This window comes from Pseudomonas sp. RIT409 (assembly GCF_003052515.2).
Classification (GTDB): domain Bacteria; phylum Pseudomonadota; class Gammaproteobacteria; order Pseudomonadales; family Pseudomonadaceae; genus Aquipseudomonas.
In genome coordinates this window covers 19890-34843 of sequence record NZ_QARE02000023.1, presented here as the reverse complement: position 1 = coordinate 34843, position 14954 = coordinate 19890, and the positions used below count along the sequence as shown (strand labels likewise).

Annotated in this window: 13 protein-coding genes; 6 read left to right on the top strand and 7 right to left on the bottom strand. The window is 61.6% G+C overall.

Annotated elements, in window-relative coordinates; translation table 11 throughout:
• Nucleotides 1-200 precede the first annotated feature (200 nt).
• From DBP26_RS22750 to DBP26_RS22740, 3 genes are read left to right on the top strand one after another with little or no spacing between them, the layout of a single operon-like run.
• Nucleotides 201-1610: a circularly permuted type 2 ATP-grasp protein gene (locus DBP26_RS22750; protein ID WP_108239851.1), complete on the top strand. Its 1410-nt coding sequence runs from the start codon at nucleotides 201-203 to the stop codon at nucleotides 1608-1610.
• Between the two features lie 12 nt (nucleotides 1611-1622).
• The gene (locus tag DBP26_RS22745; protein WP_108239850.1) at nucleotides 1623-2582 is read left to right on the top strand and encodes an alpha-E domain-containing protein; all 960 of its coding nucleotides are present in this window, start codon (nucleotides 1623-1625) and stop codon (nucleotides 2580-2582) included.
• The gene (locus tag DBP26_RS22740) at nucleotides 2579-3406 is read left to right on the top strand and encodes a transglutaminase family protein (protein WP_108239849.1); all 828 of its coding nucleotides are present in this window, start codon (nucleotides 2579-2581) and stop codon (nucleotides 3404-3406) included. Before DBP26_RS22745 ends, DBP26_RS22740 begins: the two co-directional genes overlap by 4 nt.
• A 50-nt stretch (nucleotides 3407-3456) precedes the next feature.
• On the opposite strand, the gene DBP26_RS22735 is transcribed toward DBP26_RS22740, so the two are convergent.
• Complete coding sequence (locus tag DBP26_RS22735; RefSeq protein ID WP_108239848.1) at nucleotides 3457-3828, bottom strand: rhodanese-like domain-containing protein; 372 nt, start codon at nucleotides 3826-3828, stop codon at nucleotides 3457-3459.
• A gap of 701 nt (nucleotides 3829-4529) precedes the next feature.
• Here DBP26_RS22735 and DBP26_RS22730 point away from each other — a divergent pair.
• The 3 genes from DBP26_RS22730 (at nucleotide 4530) to DBP26_RS22720 (ending at nucleotide 8791) form a co-directional block, all read left to right on the top strand.
• On the top strand, nucleotides 4530-5735 hold the full coding sequence (locus tag DBP26_RS22730; RefSeq protein WP_108239847.1) for an acetyl-CoA C-acetyltransferase: 1206 nt from the start codon (nucleotides 4530-4532) through the stop codon (nucleotides 5733-5735).
• A gap of 72 nt (nucleotides 5736-5807) precedes the next feature.
• A complete protein-coding gene (locus tag DBP26_RS22725; RefSeq protein WP_108239846.1) occupies nucleotides 5808-7949 on the top strand; it encodes a 3-hydroxyacyl-CoA dehydrogenase NAD-binding domain-containing protein in 2142 nt (713 codons plus the stop codon).
• Nucleotides 7950-8068: 119 nt separating this feature from the next.
• Nucleotides 8069-8791 (top strand): amidotransferase, encoded by a 723-nt coding sequence (locus tag DBP26_RS22720; protein ID WP_108239845.1) that lies wholly within the window; start codon nucleotides 8069-8071, stop codon nucleotides 8789-8791.
• Nucleotides 8792-8978: 187 nt separating this feature from the next.
• Here DBP26_RS22720 and DBP26_RS22715 read toward each other — a convergent pair whose 3' ends face one another.
• From DBP26_RS22715 to DBP26_RS22690, 6 genes are all read right to left on the bottom strand, one after another.
• Nucleotides 8979-9950, bottom strand: coding sequence for a magnesium and cobalt transport protein CorA (locus tag DBP26_RS22715; protein WP_108239887.1), 972 nt, complete (start codon nucleotides 9948-9950; stop codon nucleotides 8979-8981).
• Between the two features lie 92 nt (nucleotides 9951-10042).
• Nucleotides 10043-10801, bottom strand: a complete 759-nt coding sequence (locus DBP26_RS22710) for a 1-acylglycerol-3-phosphate O-acyltransferase (protein ID WP_108239844.1) — start codon at nucleotides 10799-10801, stop codon at nucleotides 10043-10045.
• A gap of 121 nt (nucleotides 10802-10922) precedes the next feature.
• Entirely contained in the window at nucleotides 10923-11606 is a 684-nt protein-coding gene (locus DBP26_RS22705; RefSeq protein WP_108239843.1) for a sulfite exporter TauE/SafE family protein, read from the bottom strand.
• A 129-nt stretch (nucleotides 11607-11735) separates the two neighbouring features.
• Nucleotides 11736-11948 (bottom strand): cbb3-type cytochrome oxidase assembly protein CcoS, encoded by a 213-nt coding sequence (gene ccoS / locus DBP26_RS22700; protein ID WP_108239842.1) that lies wholly within the window; start codon nucleotides 11946-11948, stop codon nucleotides 11736-11738.
• Nucleotides 11927-14401, bottom strand: a complete 2475-nt coding sequence (locus DBP26_RS22695) for a heavy metal translocating P-type ATPase (protein WP_108239841.1) — start codon at nucleotides 14399-14401, stop codon at nucleotides 11927-11929. The genes ccoS and DBP26_RS22695 overlap by 22 nt, the downstream gene beginning before the upstream one ends.
• Before the next feature lie 4 nt (nucleotides 14402-14405).
• A complete protein-coding gene (locus DBP26_RS22690) occupies nucleotides 14406-14945 on the bottom strand; it encodes a FixH family protein (RefSeq protein WP_108239886.1) in 540 nt (179 codons plus the stop codon).
• Between the last annotated feature and the right edge of the window lie 9 nt (nucleotides 14946-14954).

Here is a 14954-nt window from a genome sequence, read left to right as displayed (position 1 = left end):
ACTCTGGCTATGCGTCTCATAGATTTTCCGGTGCCGGTGCGCTTCGCTGTGAAGCGCGGGGGAATGAGTGTGGGCAGTTCTTGCACAGGAATGGTGCGGATGCGCCCGGTGCATTAAGTAACTCATTGAATATTAGGCGTTTATGCCGCTGGCACGGGCCTTGCGATGGTCCTTGTGTCCAAGGTGACAAGGAGTACGGCATGATCCGCACCTTTTATGATGAGATGTACGATGTGGACGGCGTTGTCCGGCCACATTATCGGGAATTCGCCCGCTGGTTGGGCGAAGCGCCTCCTGAGCTTCTGGCTCAGCGTCGGCGTGAGGCCGATCTTTTGTTTCATCGCGCCGGGATTACCTTCACGTTGTACGGTGACGAGCAGGGGACCGAGCGCCTGATCCCCTTCGATACGATTCCTCGCAGCATCCCTGCCAGTGAATGGCGGGTGGTCGAGCGCGGGTGCATTCAGCGGGTCAAGGCGTTGAACATGTTCCTCGCTGACCTCTATCACGATCAACGCATCATCAAGGCGGGCATCATCCCGGCCGAGCAGGTGCTGGCCAACGAGCAATATCAGTTGGCAATGCAGGGCTTGAACCTGCACCGAGACCTCTACGCGCACATTTCCGGTGTCGACCTCGTACGTGATGGCGACGGGACCTATTACGTCCTGGAAGACAACTTGCGCACCCCAAGTGGCGTGAGTTACATGCTCGAAGACCGCAAGATGATGATGCGCCTGTTCCCTGAGCTGTTCGCCGCGCAGCGCATCGCCCCCGTCGATCATTACCCGAACCTGTTGCTCGACACCTTGAAGAGCGCCAGCCCGCTGGAAGACCCCAGTGTGGTGGTGCTGACGCCGGGGCGCTTCAACAGTGCCTTTTTCGAGCACGCGTTTCTCGCTCGGGAAATGGGCGTCGAATTGGTGGAAGGCGCCGATCTTTTCGTGCGCGACGACCACGTCTACATGCGCACCACTGACGGCCCCAAACCCGTGGACGTGATCTACCGTCGGCTCGACGATGCCTTCCTCGATCCACTGGCCTTCAACCCTGAGTCCATGCTGGGCGTCCCGGGTTTGCTGGCGGCTTACCGCTCGGGCAACGTGGTGCTGGCCAACGCAATCGGGACCGGTGTGGCGGATGACAAATCGGTCTATCCCTTCGTCACCGACATGATCCGCTTCTATCTCGACGAGGAGCCGATCCTGAAAAACGTACCGACCTGGCAATGCCGCAAACCTGAAGAACTGTCTCATGTGCTGGCCAATCTGGGCGATCTGGTGGTCAAGGAAACCCAAGGCTCGGGCGGTTACGGCATGCTCGTCGGGCCCGCTGCGACCGCGGCGGAGATCGAAGCCTTCCGGGCGCGGCTTATCGCCAAGCCACACGCGTACATCGCTCAGCCCACCTTGTCCTTGTCGACCTGTCCGACCTTCGTCGAGAACGGTATCGCCCCGCGCCACATCGACTTGCGGCCGTTCGTGCTATCCGGTCGCGAGACCCGCGTGGTGCCGGGCGGCCTGACGCGCGTAGCGCTGCGCGAAGGCTCGCTGGTGGTGAACTCGTCGCAGGGTGGCGGAACCAAGGACACCTGGGTGGTCGAGGATTAAGGAAGCCTGCCAATGCTAAGTAGAACTGCCTCGGATTTATATTGGATGTCACGGTACCTGGAGCGGGCTGAAAACCTCGCCCGGATGCTGGACGTCAGTTACTCGCTGTCTCTGATGCCTCAGGACGGTCGCGGCGATGGCCTCAACGAACTGGCGATGCCCCTGTTGATCACCGGGACGCTGGATGACTACCGTGAGCGCCATGGCGATTTGCACGCCGAGCGCCTGTTGCATTTCTTCGCACTCGATGCCAGCAACCCTGGCAGCATCCTCAGTTGTCTGGCGGCGGCGCGGGCCAGTGCGCACGCCGTGCGCGGGCGAATCACAGCGGACATGTGGGAGAACATCAACGCCACTTACCTGGAGATACGCGGAATCGCCGAGCAGGGCCTGAGTCGCTACGGCCTCAGCCGTTTTTGTGAGTGGGTCAAGGAGCGTTCTCACCTGTTCCGTGGTGCGACCTACGGCACCATCATGCGCAACGACGCCTTCCGTTTCATTCGTCTGGGGACGTTCATCGAGCGCGCCGACAACACCCTGCGCATGCTCGATGCGCGTTATGAGATGCTGGAACTGCGCGGTCCGTCCGCCAACGCCGCGGCTGACAGCTCGGCAGCGGGTTACTACCAGTGGAGTGCCTTGTTGCGCGCGCTGTCGTCGTTCGAGGCGTACACCGAGGTGTATCGGGATGCCCCTGGCGCGCGCCAGGTGGCTGAGCTGCTGCTCTTGCGCGCGGACATTCCTCGCTCACTGCGGGCGTGTCTCGAGGAACTCGACATGATCCTTTCCAGCCTGCCCGGCGCCAACGGGCGCCCCGCCCAGCGTCTGGCCGCCGAGCTGCATGCCCGCCTGCGTTATACAGGCATCGACGAAATCCTGAATGAGGGTCTGCATGAATGGTTGAACGAATTCATTCCGCTGCTGGCCCAACTGGGTAACGTTATTCACACTTCTTATCTGGAGGCAGCATGAGACTGTCCATTAGTCACGAGACCACCTATCACTACGACGATCAGGTCCGCGCCAGCATCCAGTATTTGCGTATGACCCCTCACGACAGCGAGCGCCAACAGGTGCTTAGCTGGCAATTGGCGTTGCCGCGCCCGGTCCGGGCGCAGGTCGATCCGTTTGGCAACATCCTCCACGTGCTGACCATGGACGAGCCGCATGAAGCCATTGTCATCGGCGCCCGGGGGCAAGTGGATATCGATGAAAAACGCGAAGCCGAACATGAGAGCCAGTCATCGCTGCCGTTCTTGCGCTTCACCCGCCTGACTGAGGCGGACGAAGCCATGCGGGCCTTCGCTGCCAGGGAGACGAAAAAGCGCACTGACCGCAGCGCGCTGATCGACCTGATGCAGGCGCTGAATCAGCACATTGTCTATACGCCAGGCGCGACTGCGGTGGAAACCAGTGCCGCCCAGGCATTCGCCAATGGCGCCGGTGTGTGTCAGGACCACACTCATGCCTTCCTGGCCTGCGCTCGCAGTTTGGGCGTGCCTGCTCGTTATGTGTCGGGCTACCTGTACAGCGACAGCAGTGAGCACCTGTCCAGCCATGCCTGGGCGGAAGCGTGGCTCGAGGATGCGTGGTACAGCTTCGATGTGACCAACCAGCTGGCCATTCCGGAGCGCCATCTGAAGGTGGCGGTCGGTCTCGACTACCTCGACGCCTGTCCCGTCCGTGGGATGCGCCGAGGCGGTGGCTGTGAGCAGATGCATGCGAAGGTGGTGGTGACCCCGTCGTCCCCGGTCGCGCAGCCGGTCGTGCAGATGCAGGTGCAGCGGCAGTCCTGAATAAGGCGTCGCCGGTGCGGGTGATCGACCGTACGTAGGCGAGGTTCGCTTCACTCCGCAGGATCGTCGGCGACGTCGTACAGTGCATTGTGCAGCTCTTCGTAGGAGCCACCATTGATGATACTGGTGTAGCCGGCCTTGATCAGATTGTCCTGCGCCTTGCCCGCCCGCGCGCCGGTAGAACTGAAAATGACCAGCACCAGATTGCGGTCGGTCATGACCTGTTTCAGCTGGTTCACCAAGCGCCGGTCGTCGACCCGGATGGCATTGAGCACCGTACCTGCCTCGTAGTCGCTCTGACTGCGCACGTCGATCGCGAGTTTGCCCTCACGGATGGCTGCCACCGCTTCGGCCTGCTCCACAGGCCCTGCGGATGCGTCGATGCTCAGCCCCAGTGCGACAACTGACAGCCACTGACGCATATGCGTCCTCCCGTGTTACTTCACTCGTGCACTGCGCTGCGTCTGTGCCCGTGGCTCGCCGTCAACCGCAGATACTCACTGTGAGACCGTCCCCTGTCAGAACAGCGTGGCACAGATGTGCCGTGCCGCAAGCTTTTGACGAGGCTCAACCGAACAATCGAGTCAGGTTGGGCAAAATCAGCAACAGTGTAGTGGCAAAGACGATCAGCCCTGCTTGACGTATTTTCGAATGCTTGAACATGGCGCATGCCTTTTTTGTTATTCCTGAGCGACAAAAGCTGACCTGCATCCCTGAAAAGGGACACGGCAGCTGGCCTAGGTGAAATCGGAAGAGCAGGTGTCCCGATCACAAATCGGAGACGCAGCGCATTAAGCTTCGTTTTTATCGCGCCACTGCTACAGACCTAACCTTAGAAGCCTCGTGCGATGCGGCTTAGATCGGTTTGATATGAGACATGCGATCTTGTTAGGAAGAATAGCGATAAAGCCACTGGCCAGCCGTCCACAGTCTCGTCCTAGACGCTTCCGGGCCCCTCGCGGGTCATCCGATAGCTGACTACCGTTCGTCCGAGTCGGAAATTTCTGACAACAGGCTAACCTTGATCGAGATCAACCCAAACTGTGCACTTTCGATCTTGAGCGCGTGCCGTCATTATCCAGTGCCACAGTGACAACAAAAAAGCAGGCCAGCGAGGGACAGAATGACCGAAGCTTTCATCTTCGACGCGTTGCGCACGCCCAGGGGCAGAGGCCGGGCGGACGGTTCGCTGTACAGCGTCAAACCGGTGGACCTCGTGGCAGGGCTGTTGCGTGAGGCGCAGTCAAGGAGCGACCTGGATACCGCCCAAGTGGATGACATTGTGCTGGGGTGTGTGACGCCGGTGGGCGATCAGGGCGCCGACATCGCCAAAACTGCGGCACTGGTCGCCGACTGGGCGGTCAGCGTCGCGGGCGTTCAGGTCAACCGGTTTTGCGCCTCAGGGCTTGAGGCGGTGAACCTGGGGGCCATGAAGGTGCGTTCCGGCTTCGAAGACCTGGTGGTCGTCGGCGGCGTCGAATCCATGTCGCGCGTGCCCATGGGCAGTGACGGCGGCGCATGGGCGCTCGACCCACAGACGAACCTGCACACCCATTTCACCCCGCAAGGCGTCGGTGCTGACCTCATCGCGACCCTCGAAGGGTTCAGCCGTGAAGATGTCGATCGCTTTGCCTTGCAGTCCCAGCAAAAAGCAGCGAAGGCTCGGCAGAACGGGGCGTTCGCGCGTTCGCTGGTACCGGTTCGGGATCAGAACGGCCTGGTGCTGCTCGATCACGACGAGTTCATTCGGAGTGATTCCACCCTGGAGGGGCTGAGCGGACTCAAGCCCAGCTTCGCGGCTATTGGCCAGAAAGGCTATGACGCCACTGCGTTACGGGTCTACAGCCACGTCGAGCGTATCGATCACGTGCACACCCCCGGTAACAGTTCGGGCATCGTCGACGGCGCCGCCTTGATGTTGCTGGGGTCGGAAGACAAGGGGCGGGAGTTGGGGCTGCGGCCTCGGGCCAGGATCGTCGCCACTGCCGTCACCAGTACCGATCCGACGATCATGCTCACCGGTCCAGGGCCCGCCACACGCAAGGCCCTGGCGCGTGCGGGTCTCGGGATCGAGGCAATCGACCTGTTCGAAGTCAACGAAGCCTTCGCCTCGGTGGTGCTCAAATTCATCAAGGATTTGAATGTCGATCCGCAGAAGGTCAACGTCAACGGAGGGGCGATCGCCTTGGGCCACCCCTTGGGGGCCACCGGCTGCATGATCCTGGGGACGTTGCTCGACGAATTGGAGACTCGACAACTGCGCTATGGCCTCGCGACGCTGTGTGTGGGTGGGGGGATGGGGATTGCCACCATCATCGAACGGACATGACCGCTGAGCGTCACCCGTCCTGGCAGCCTGGCTGCCCTCTCTTATAAAAACAGCTTCAGGAAGAACGACCGCATGAGTGACGCCATCCAGTATGCAATCGACTCCGACCAGATTGTCACACTCACGCTGGACCTGCCCGGCCAGCGGACCAATACCATGAATGAAACCTACCGCTTGGCGATGGACGAAACGCTTGCCCGGTTGCAGGCGGATAAGGAGCGCGTCGTCGGGGTCATCATTCGTTCGGCCAAGCAGACGTTCTTTTCGGGTGGCGATCTGCATGAGCTGATCAATGTCGAGCCTTCCCGCGCCGAGTGGTTTTACCGGATGACCCTGGGCATAAAAGCCCAGTTGAGGGCACTGGAAACCTACAGCAGGCCGGTGGTCGCCCTGATCAATGGCGCCGCGCTGGGGGGAGGGCTTGAATTGAGCCTGGCGTGTCACCATCGCATCGCCCTTGATGAAAAACAGGTTCGCCTCGGCTTACCGGAGGTGACGCTCGGGCTGCTGCCCGGCGGCGGAGGCACGGTTAGACTGGTGCGCATGCTGGGCTTGGAGAAGGCGCTGCCGCTGCTGATGGACGGCCGCACCCTGAGCGCCCGACAGGCCCTCAATGCCGGCTTGCTCGATCAATTGGCCAGCGATGAGGACGACCTTTCGAATAAAGCCCGCACATGGATTCTGGCCAATCCTTCGCCAGTCAAACCGTGGGACCAGCCCGGCTTTGAGATTCCAGGAGGCGGTCCGTCGCACCCCAAGGTCGCTCAAATGCTGGCCATCGCTCCGGCAATGCTGCGCAGCAAAACTCAGGGTTGTTATCCGGCACCGGAAAAAATCCTGGCGGCTGCGGTGGAAGGCGCGCAGGTGGATTTCGCCACCGCCGAGAAAATCGAGGCGCGGTACTTCACTGAACTGACCACCGGCCAAATTGCCAAGAACATGATGGGCACCTGGTTCCAACTGAACGCACTCAAGGCCGGCAGCTCCAGGCCTGCGGCGCCGCCGGTGTACCACATGCGCAAGGTCGGCATCCTCGGGGCGGGAATGATGGGCGGCGGGATCGCCTACGTCACCGCCCTGGCTGGCGTTCAGGTGGTGCTCAAAGACATCAACTTCGCTGTCGCGCAGAAGGGCAAGGACTACTCGGTCAGGTTGCTGGAGGAACAGGTCGCCAAGGGACGTATGAAGCCCGAGCAGCGAGACGCGATCCTCGGGCGGATCAAGCCCACAGGTCGCGACAGTGATCTGGAAGGCTGCGACCTGATCATCGAGGCCGTGTTCGAAAACCGTGAACTCAAGGGTCAGGTCACCGCCGCCGCCGAACAGGTGGTCGTGCCCTATGCGGTGATCGCGTCCAACACTTCGACCCTGCCGATCACCGGGCTGGCCACGGCGGTCAGCCGGCAAGAGCGTTTCATCGGCATGCATTTCTTCAGTCCCGTGGACAAGATGCGGTTGGTGGAGATCATCAAGGGCGCGCGGACCAACGACATGACGCTCGCCCGGGCCTTCGATTTCGTGCAGCAGATCAACAAGACCCCCATCGTCGTCAACGACGCGCGAGGCTTCTTCACCTCGCGTGTGTTCGCAACCTTTACCCATGAAGGTATCGCGATGCTGGGCGAGGGCGTATCGGCGGTGATGATCGAGACCGAAGCGCGCAAGGCGGGCATGCCAGTAGGGCCTCTGGCCGTGTCGGATGAAGTGTCGCTGAGCCTGATGAGCCACATTCGCAGGCAGGCTCGCGAAGATCTGGCCGCTCAGGGTGAGACGGCGCCGGAGCGTCCGGGAGCGGCGATCATCGATGTGCTGCTTCACGAATACGACCGGGCGGGCAAGGCAGCGGGGGGGGGCTTTTATGACTACCCGGAGGGGGCACCGAAACGCCTGTGGCCAGGGCTCAAGGCACGTTTCGAAAAGCCTGAGGTTCAGGTCACGGGACGCGATATTCAGGACCGCCTGTTATTCATTCAGGCCATCGAAACCGTGCGTTGCGTGGAAGAAGGGGTGTTGCGTTCGACCACCGACGCCAACATCGGCTCGATGTACGGCATTGGCTTTCCCGCCTGGACCGGCGGAGCCTTGCAGTACATCAATCAATACGGCTTGAAGGCATTCGTTGCCCGCGCCCGGGTGTTGGCGCAGCGATATGGGGAGCGTTTCGATCCGCCTGCGCTGCTGTTGGAGAAGGCACTGGGGGAAGAGGTGTTTTAAAACCTTCTCGGTGCGTCAGGACGATCGCCATGGGCATGCACACACGGGCCTTGCCTTGATTCGGGCTTCGAGGCAGGCTTGGTCGTGTGCATTTTCGCCTTGTCGCTTCAGGTATTTTTATGTCGTTACGCATCTGCATTCTGGAAACCGACGTGCTTCGCCCGGAATTGGTCGACCAATACAAAGGGTATGGCCGGATGTTCGAATCGCTGTTCGCCCGCCAGCCGATCCCCGCGGAATTCGTCGTCTACAACGTCATGCAGGGCGATTACCCGCCAGATGAAGAGCGCTTCGATGCGTACCTGATCACCGGTTCCAAGGCTGACTCCTTCGGCTCCGACCCTTGGATTCAAACCCTCAAGACCTACCTGCTGGAGCGCTACAAGCGCGGCGACAAATTGCTGGGCGTGTGCTTCGGGCATCAGCTGCTGGCGTTGCTTCTGGGCGGCAAGACCGAACGAGCGACCCAAGGCTGGGGCGTCGGCATTCACCACTACCAGTTGGCTGCGTCTCAACCGTGGATGACGCCTTCGATGGAAAACCTGACGCTGCTGATCAGCCATCAGGATCAGGTCACCGCCTTGCCGGAAGGCGCTACGGTCATCGCATCCAGCGATTTCTGCCCGTACGCCGCCTATCACATCAATGATCAGGTGCTTTGCTTCCAGGGTCACCCCGAGTTCATCCACGACTACTCGCGCACCTTGCTCGACATTCGCCAGGAGGCACTGGGCGAGCAGGTGTACAGCAAGGGCATTGCCAGCCTTGAAGAAGAACACCACGGCACGACGGTGGCGGAGTGGATGATGCGGTTTGTGGCGAATAAGCCCGCGGCGGCTTGAATCATTGGGTATCGCATCATTGCTGTAGGAGCGCGCTTGCCCGCGAAGGTGTCGGCACAGTCCACCCCTCGTTGAATGACGCGACGCCGTCGCGGGCAGGCGCGCTCCTACGGTTATGGCGCAGTACATAACGCCCCTTGAATGACGCGATACCTTCGCGGCAAGCGCGCCTACAGGCATGGCGCAGTCAGAGCCAGCCGGAGCGTTTGAAGCTGGCGAACAGAATGCCGCAGCCGCCCAGAATGACGCCCAGCACGATGAAGTAGCCGTAGTGCCAGCTCAGTTCCGGCATGTTCTGGAAGTTCATCCCGTAGATCCCCGCAATGGCAGTGGGAAAAGCGAGAATGGCCGCCCAGGCAGCGAATTTGCGCTGGGTCAGGCTTTGCCGTGACGACTCCAGCAGCAGCCCGATTTCGATGGTCTGGCTGGCAATGTCGCGCAGATTGGCCAAATCCTCCATCTGCCGTTTCACGTGGATTTCCACGTCGCGGAAGTAGGGACGCATGTTTTTGTCGATGAAGGGAAAGCTCAACTTCTGCAATTCTTCACCGATCTCCACCATTGGCGCCACGTAACGCCGCAGACGCAGCAGGTCACGCCGCAGGCTGTGGATTCGGTGAATGTCGGCCTCGTTGAGGTCGGTGCTCAGCACGCTGTGTTCCAGCTCTTCGAGTTCGCAATGGATGGCTTCGGTGACGGGTTGGTAGTTTTCGGTGACGAAATCCAGCAGCGCATACAGCACGAAATCCTCGCCATGCTCCAGCAGCAAGGGTCGAGCCTCGCAGCGTTGGCGCACCAGGCCGTAAGATTTGGAATCGCCGTTGCGCGAGGTGATGACGTAGCCCTTGCCCGCGAAGATATGGGTTTCGATGAAGATCAGCTTGCCGTTTTCGCGGATTGGCGCGTAAGTGACGATGAACAGCGCATCGCCGAACGTCTCCAGCTTTGGTCGGCTGTGAACTTCCAGGGCATCCTCGATGGCGAGTTCGTGCAGGTTGAACTGCTTTTGCAGCGACGCCAACTCTTCGGCGTTGAGCTGCTCAAGGCCGATCCACACGAAATGCCCCGGCTTAGCGGCCCACGCGGCGCCTTCGTCGAGGGTGATATTGGTGACTTTCTTTCCGGCACTGTAAACGGCGGCAGCGACAACTCGGCCCATGGTGATTCGCTTCTTCTGATCGTGGGGATTCATGCGCAGCTTAGCGCGTGATCCCCTTCAGAGTCGGCGGATTCGGGCGAGTTCTAAGGCTTTTATGCGACCCGTTCAGTTGCGGTTTGGTCAGCCGCTTTCAGCGCGTGCAGTTCAGCGTCCATCTGCTGGATGCAGGTATGCATCTGGCTGTGACAGCGCGCGATCAGCTCGGGAATATCTGCCTGGCTCAAGCCTTCGGTCGAGAGCGCGGGCAAAGCACGGATCATGACCTGGCCACTGTCCCAGCGGTTCAGGGACATGTCGCGCACATAGGTGCTCACGCATACCGGGACGATGGGCACGCCTGCGTCGATGGCCATCTGGAACGCGCCGCGTTTGAACGGCAACAGCCCCTTGCCCTGATTGCGCGTGCCCTCCGGGAAGACCCAGATGGAGGTGTCCTTGTGCTGCAGGGTCTCGGTGGTCTGCCGAATGGAGTGCCGAGCGCGCAGCGGGTTGCCACGGTCGATGAGCACATTGCCCGCGAGCCAGAACAGTTGCCCGAAGAACGGCACCCATTTCAGGCTTTTCTTGCCGATACACACCGTCCGGGGTGGCACGATGTTGCCGAGGATGAACAGGTCATAGTTGGACTGATGATTGGCAACGATCACACACGGGCGCGTGCGATCGAAACGCGGCCCCATGTCGGCCTTCAGACGCAACCGCAGGATCCACATCGCCGGCAGTGCATAGAGGCGGGCGCACAGACGACTGTTGTCAGGGTTGAACGGGCGACAGATGCCCACTACCAGGCCCAGCATGCCCGCAGCAACGAAATGCACGGTCATCAACGACATACGCAGCACTAACAGCATGAGGAGCACCCCGTAACAAAAGGTTGCGCAGTGTACGGATGTGCACTCGAATCGGCAATTGCCGGGCAGACCGGCGGTGAGAGCGAGTTTTAAAAGATGTTTCCGCGCGATAGGCGGCGCTTCAGTGCCCCATCAGCCAGTGTTGGTGGGGGCCTGGCAAAGTCCATAGGCCGAACAGCATCACCAGCACACCGGCCGCCACTCTTACACGTCGCTGGCGCAAGACTGCCGTCACGCGCTCTGCGGCCAGCCCGGTGGCCAGCAGCACCGGCCAAGTGCCTAGTCCGAACGCCATCATCAGTAACGCGCTGTGAAGGGCGTTGCCTTGGTTCGCCGACCACAACAAGGTGCTGTAAACCAATCCGCAGGGCAGCCAGCCCCACACCCCACCGAGCATCATGGCCCGGGGAACGCTCGACACCGGCAGCAAGCGGGAGGCCACGGGTTGAAGGTGGCGCCATAGCCAGCGCCCTGGCCGCTCGATATGGGTCAGCCCATTCCACCAGCCCGCCAGGTAAAGCCCCATGCCAATCATCAGGAACGCAGCGACGACCCGAAGCATCATCGCCCCGGGGCTGTTGGCCACTGCCCAGCCCGCCAGCCCGATCAGTAACCCGGCACAGGCGTAGCTGAAGACACGGCCCAGGTTATACCCCAACAGCAAGCGAAAGCGTCGGCTGCGCTGTTCGTTGGGTATGGCCAGCGTCAAGGCGCCCATCAGCCCGCCGCACATGCCCAGGCAATGCCCTCCGCCGAGCAGGCCGAGAATGAAGGCGCAGAGGATTTGAGGCAGCAGATCGGGCATGGGGTCAGTCTGGGGAAAGGAGGGCAACGTGTCGGCGCGCTTGCTGACGCCGGCAGGTGTTTTCGTTCGCGTTCAGGCCTTCCCTTGTCCGTTTCAGGTCAGTGAATACGCCTCGGCTGCTGAGCCTGATCATGCTTTTTTCTCGTGCGGTGTCGGCACTTCTCTGCCCGATGCTTCATCAACGCCCGCCTTGTGGTTAGGGTCCTGATCGTCAAACAGAATGCTGTGAGCCGGGCCCTCCATGTCATCGTACTGGCCGCTGTCCACGGCCCAGAAGAGCACGTAGATCGCGACAAGCACGATCACCACGGCCACCGGAATCATGATGTAGAGCGCAGGCATCCGGCCTCCGAAGGTGAGCGGGCGGGTGTGTTTCCGGTTGACGGCATGCGGATCAGGCGCAGTGCATTGAGCACCACGACCAGCGAGCTCACCGACATGCCCGCCGCCGCCCAGAGCGGGGTGATCCAGCCCAGGGCGGCGAAGGGCAGCATGACGCCATTGTACAGCCCGGCCCAGACAAGATTCTCGACAATGATGCGCCGGGTTCGCCGAGCGAGGGTGAACGCCTGTACCAGGGTTTGCAGACGGTTGGACAACAAGACGGCGTCCGCGCTGGTCTTGGCCAGATCGGTGGCCGAACCCATGGCCACGCTGATGTCCGCAGCGGCCAGGATCGGCACGTCATTCACGCCGTCGCCGATCATCAGTACCTTGCGACCTTGCGCTCTCATTGTCTGAAGGACATGCAGCTTTTCCTCCGGACGCAGGCTGCCCTGGGCTTCATCGATCTTCAGCTGTGTCGCGAGGCGGCCAACCATCGGGGAGCTGTCTCCTGACAACAGAAGTGTTTTCCAGCCGCGCGCTTTGCAGGCGTCGATGAGTGTCGCCGCGTCATCCCGCAGCCGGTCGTCCAGTACCAGCCACGCAAGGATTTCCCGTTCATCGCCCAACAGCAGCCACTGACCCGCTCGATCAGGCAGATCGGGCGATCGATGGCCGCTCAACGCGCTGACAAAGGCAGGCGTGCCGATGCGGACCCGACGCGTGTCGATCACGCCTTCAAGCCCTGACCCTGGCGTAGCGACGACGTGCTCGGCTGACCGTGATGCCGTGCCGAACGCGCGAGCGATAGGGTGTTCGGAGTGATGCTCCAAGGCCGCGGCGAGGCTCAGGCAGTCGTCGCTGTTCATGCTCCCCAGCGGATGAACAGCCCTGAGCGTCAGACGGCCTTCCGTCAGCGTGCCGGTTTTGTCGAAAATCACCGTGTCGATCTGGCTCAACCCTTCGAGCACATGCCCTCGGGTCAACAGCAAGCCGAGGCCGTGTAACGTCCCGGTGGCGCTGGTCAGTGCGGTGGGGGTTGCCAGCGACAGCGCACAGGGGCAGGTGGCAACCAGCATCGCGAGGACGATCCAGAAGGCACGTTGCGGTTCCAGGTGCCACCACAGCAGACCGATCGCTACCGCGCTCACCAGCGAGACCAGCAGAAAGCACTGGGCCGCGCGATCTGCCATGAGCGCCATCGGAGGCTTGTCCGATTGCGCCCGATCGAGCAGGCGCACGATGGCGGATAAACGGGTTTCGTTGCCAAGGGCGAGGACGTCGACGGTCAACGGGCTTTCGACGTTCAAGGTGCCGGCCGTCACGCGGTCGCCTGGGAGGCGAGGTTGCGGCAGGTATTCACCGGTCAGCAGCGACTCGTCGACGCTCGAACGGCCCGAGACGATCCGCCCATCGGCGGGGATTACGGCGCCTGGCTGCACCCACACCCGGTCGTTGAGGCGAAGCTCGCTGAGCAGGACACGTTCGCTGCGACCGTCTTCGTTGACCCGCAGGCACGAGGCAGGCAGCAGGTTGACCAGCCGCGCTGTCGCCACCGCCGTGCGCTCGCGGGCGCGCCGTTCCAGATAGCGCCCGGCCAGCAGAAACAGAGCGAACATGCCGACGGCGTCGAAATACAGTTCGCCGTTCCCGGTGATCGCGGTCCAGATTCCCGCCACGTAAGCCATCCCGATCGCCAGCGATACGGACACGTCCATCGTCAGATGCCGGGTGCGAAGATCCCTCAATGCGCCTTTGAAGAACGGCGCACAACTGTAGAACACGATGGGCGTAGTCAGAAACATCGCGACCCAGCGCAGGATGGTGTGCATCTGCGGGCTGAGGTCGATATTGAACTCCGGCCAGGTGGCCATGGTGGCCATCATGGCCTGAAACCACAGCAGCCCGGCGACACCCAGTTGGCGAAGGCTGCGTCGGTTATCCTGCGCCAGCCGCTCGGAGGCGTCATCCGGTTGGTAGGGGTAAGCGGCATAACCGATGCTGCGGAGCTCGTCGAGCAGTTGGCTGAGCGGCAGTTGTCCATCATCCCAGCTCACCTGCAAACGATGGGTGGACAGGTTCAGCCGAGCCTCGGTCACCGCGGGCAGCGTGCGCAGATGACGTTCGATCAGCCAGCCGCACGCCGCACAGGTGATCCCTTCTATCAACAGCGTGGTCTCGGCGAGGTCCGTCTCACGATGGACGAAGGAGGCCTGGACATCCGGCCTGTCGTACAACGCCTGTTCGTCCGCCAGGTAGGTTGGCAACGTCTGCGGATTGGTCGAGGCTTCGCTGCGATGGCTGTAATAACTTTCCAGCCCGCCGGCGATGATGGCTTGTGCCACTGCCTGGCAGCCCGGGCAGCAGAACGTGCGGGTTTCGCCGAGCACCACTGCGCTGAACCGGCTCCCGGAGGCACTGGGCAGGGCGCAATGAAAGCAGGGGACGGGGGCGAGGCGGACGGCATTCACGGCTTCATCTCTTATGGGCTTCTGCGCCCTGGAGGGGCTCGTCGCCCAATATCAGGTCCTGGTCGCTGCGCAGCGTTTCCTCCTCGAACAAGCGCCAGGTCCGGCTGTCCTCCACCCCGAGCAGTTCGACGAAGCGGCGGCCTTCGACACCGTCGGCCAGCGGCCCGATGTAGCGCCCCGGTTGCGCGGGTTCGCGGGCGAGGATGACCTTGCGATCCTTCTCCGGTTGAGTGGGCGAGATCAGGTTCAGCACCAGGGTTTCCGGCTGGCTGTCGCCGGTCAGGCGCAGACTGGCCTCCCCCTTGGTGCCGTCCAGGGTCACCGTGGCGCGCAGTCCCAGATGCTGCGCCAGCAGCTCGCGATCCAGCGACCGATTGATGCCTTTACCCGCCTCGTAATAATGGTCGCTGACCAAGTTGTCCGGATGGTTGACGGCGATCGTCACCATCGACAGGGTCAACGTGACCGAGCAGATCAGGATGCCAATGAGTATCCATGGCCAAAGGTGCTTGTACCAAGGGCTCGACGCGGTGGCTGCAGTCATGGGGCGCAT

What these genes read in the sequence shown, in the direction of transcription:
- DBP26_RS22710 (WP_108239844.1), bottom strand. Translation starts at nt 10,801, where the DNA reads ATGCTGTTAGTGCTGCGTATGTCGTTGATGACCGTGCATTTCGTTGCT.
- DBP26_RS22730 (WP_108239847.1), top strand. Translation starts at nt 4,530, where the DNA reads ATGACCGAAGCTTTCATCTTCGACGCGTTGCGCACGCCCAGGGGCAGA.
- DBP26_RS22720 (WP_108239845.1), top strand. Translation starts at nt 8,069, where the DNA reads ATGTCGTTACGCATCTGCATTCTGGAAACCGACGTGCTTCGCCCGGAA.
- DBP26_RS22750 (WP_108239851.1), top strand. Translation starts at nt 201, where the DNA reads ATGATCCGCACCTTTTATGATGAGATGTACGATGTGGACGGCGTTGTC.
- DBP26_RS22715 (WP_108239887.1), bottom strand. Translation starts at nt 9,950, where the DNA reads ATGGGCCGAGTTGTCGCTGCCGCCGTTTACAGTGCCGGAAAGAAAGTC.
- DBP26_RS22705 (WP_108239843.1), bottom strand. Translation starts at nt 11,606, where the DNA reads ATGCCCGATCTGCTGCCTCAAATCCTCTGCGCCTTCATTCTCGGCCTG.
- ccoS (WP_108239842.1), bottom strand. Translation starts at nt 11,948, where the DNA reads ATGCCTGCGCTCTACATCATGATTCCGGTGGCCGTGGTGATCGTGCTT.
- DBP26_RS22740 (WP_108239849.1), top strand. Translation starts at nt 2,579, where the DNA reads ATGAGACTGTCCATTAGTCACGAGACCACCTATCACTACGACGATCAG.
- DBP26_RS22725 (WP_108239846.1), top strand. Translation starts at nt 5,808, where the DNA reads ATGAGTGACGCCATCCAGTATGCAATCGACTCCGACCAGATTGTCACA.
- DBP26_RS22745 (WP_108239850.1), top strand. Translation starts at nt 1,623, where the DNA reads ATGCTAAGTAGAACTGCCTCGGATTTATATTGGATGTCACGGTACCTG.
- DBP26_RS22735 (WP_108239848.1), bottom strand. Translation starts at nt 3,828, where the DNA reads ATGCGTCAGTGGCTGTCAGTTGTCGCACTGGGGCTGAGCATCGACGCA.
- DBP26_RS22690 (WP_108239886.1), bottom strand. Translation starts at nt 14,945, where the DNA reads ATGACTGCAGCCACCGCGTCGAGCCCTTGGTACAAGCACCTTTGGCCA.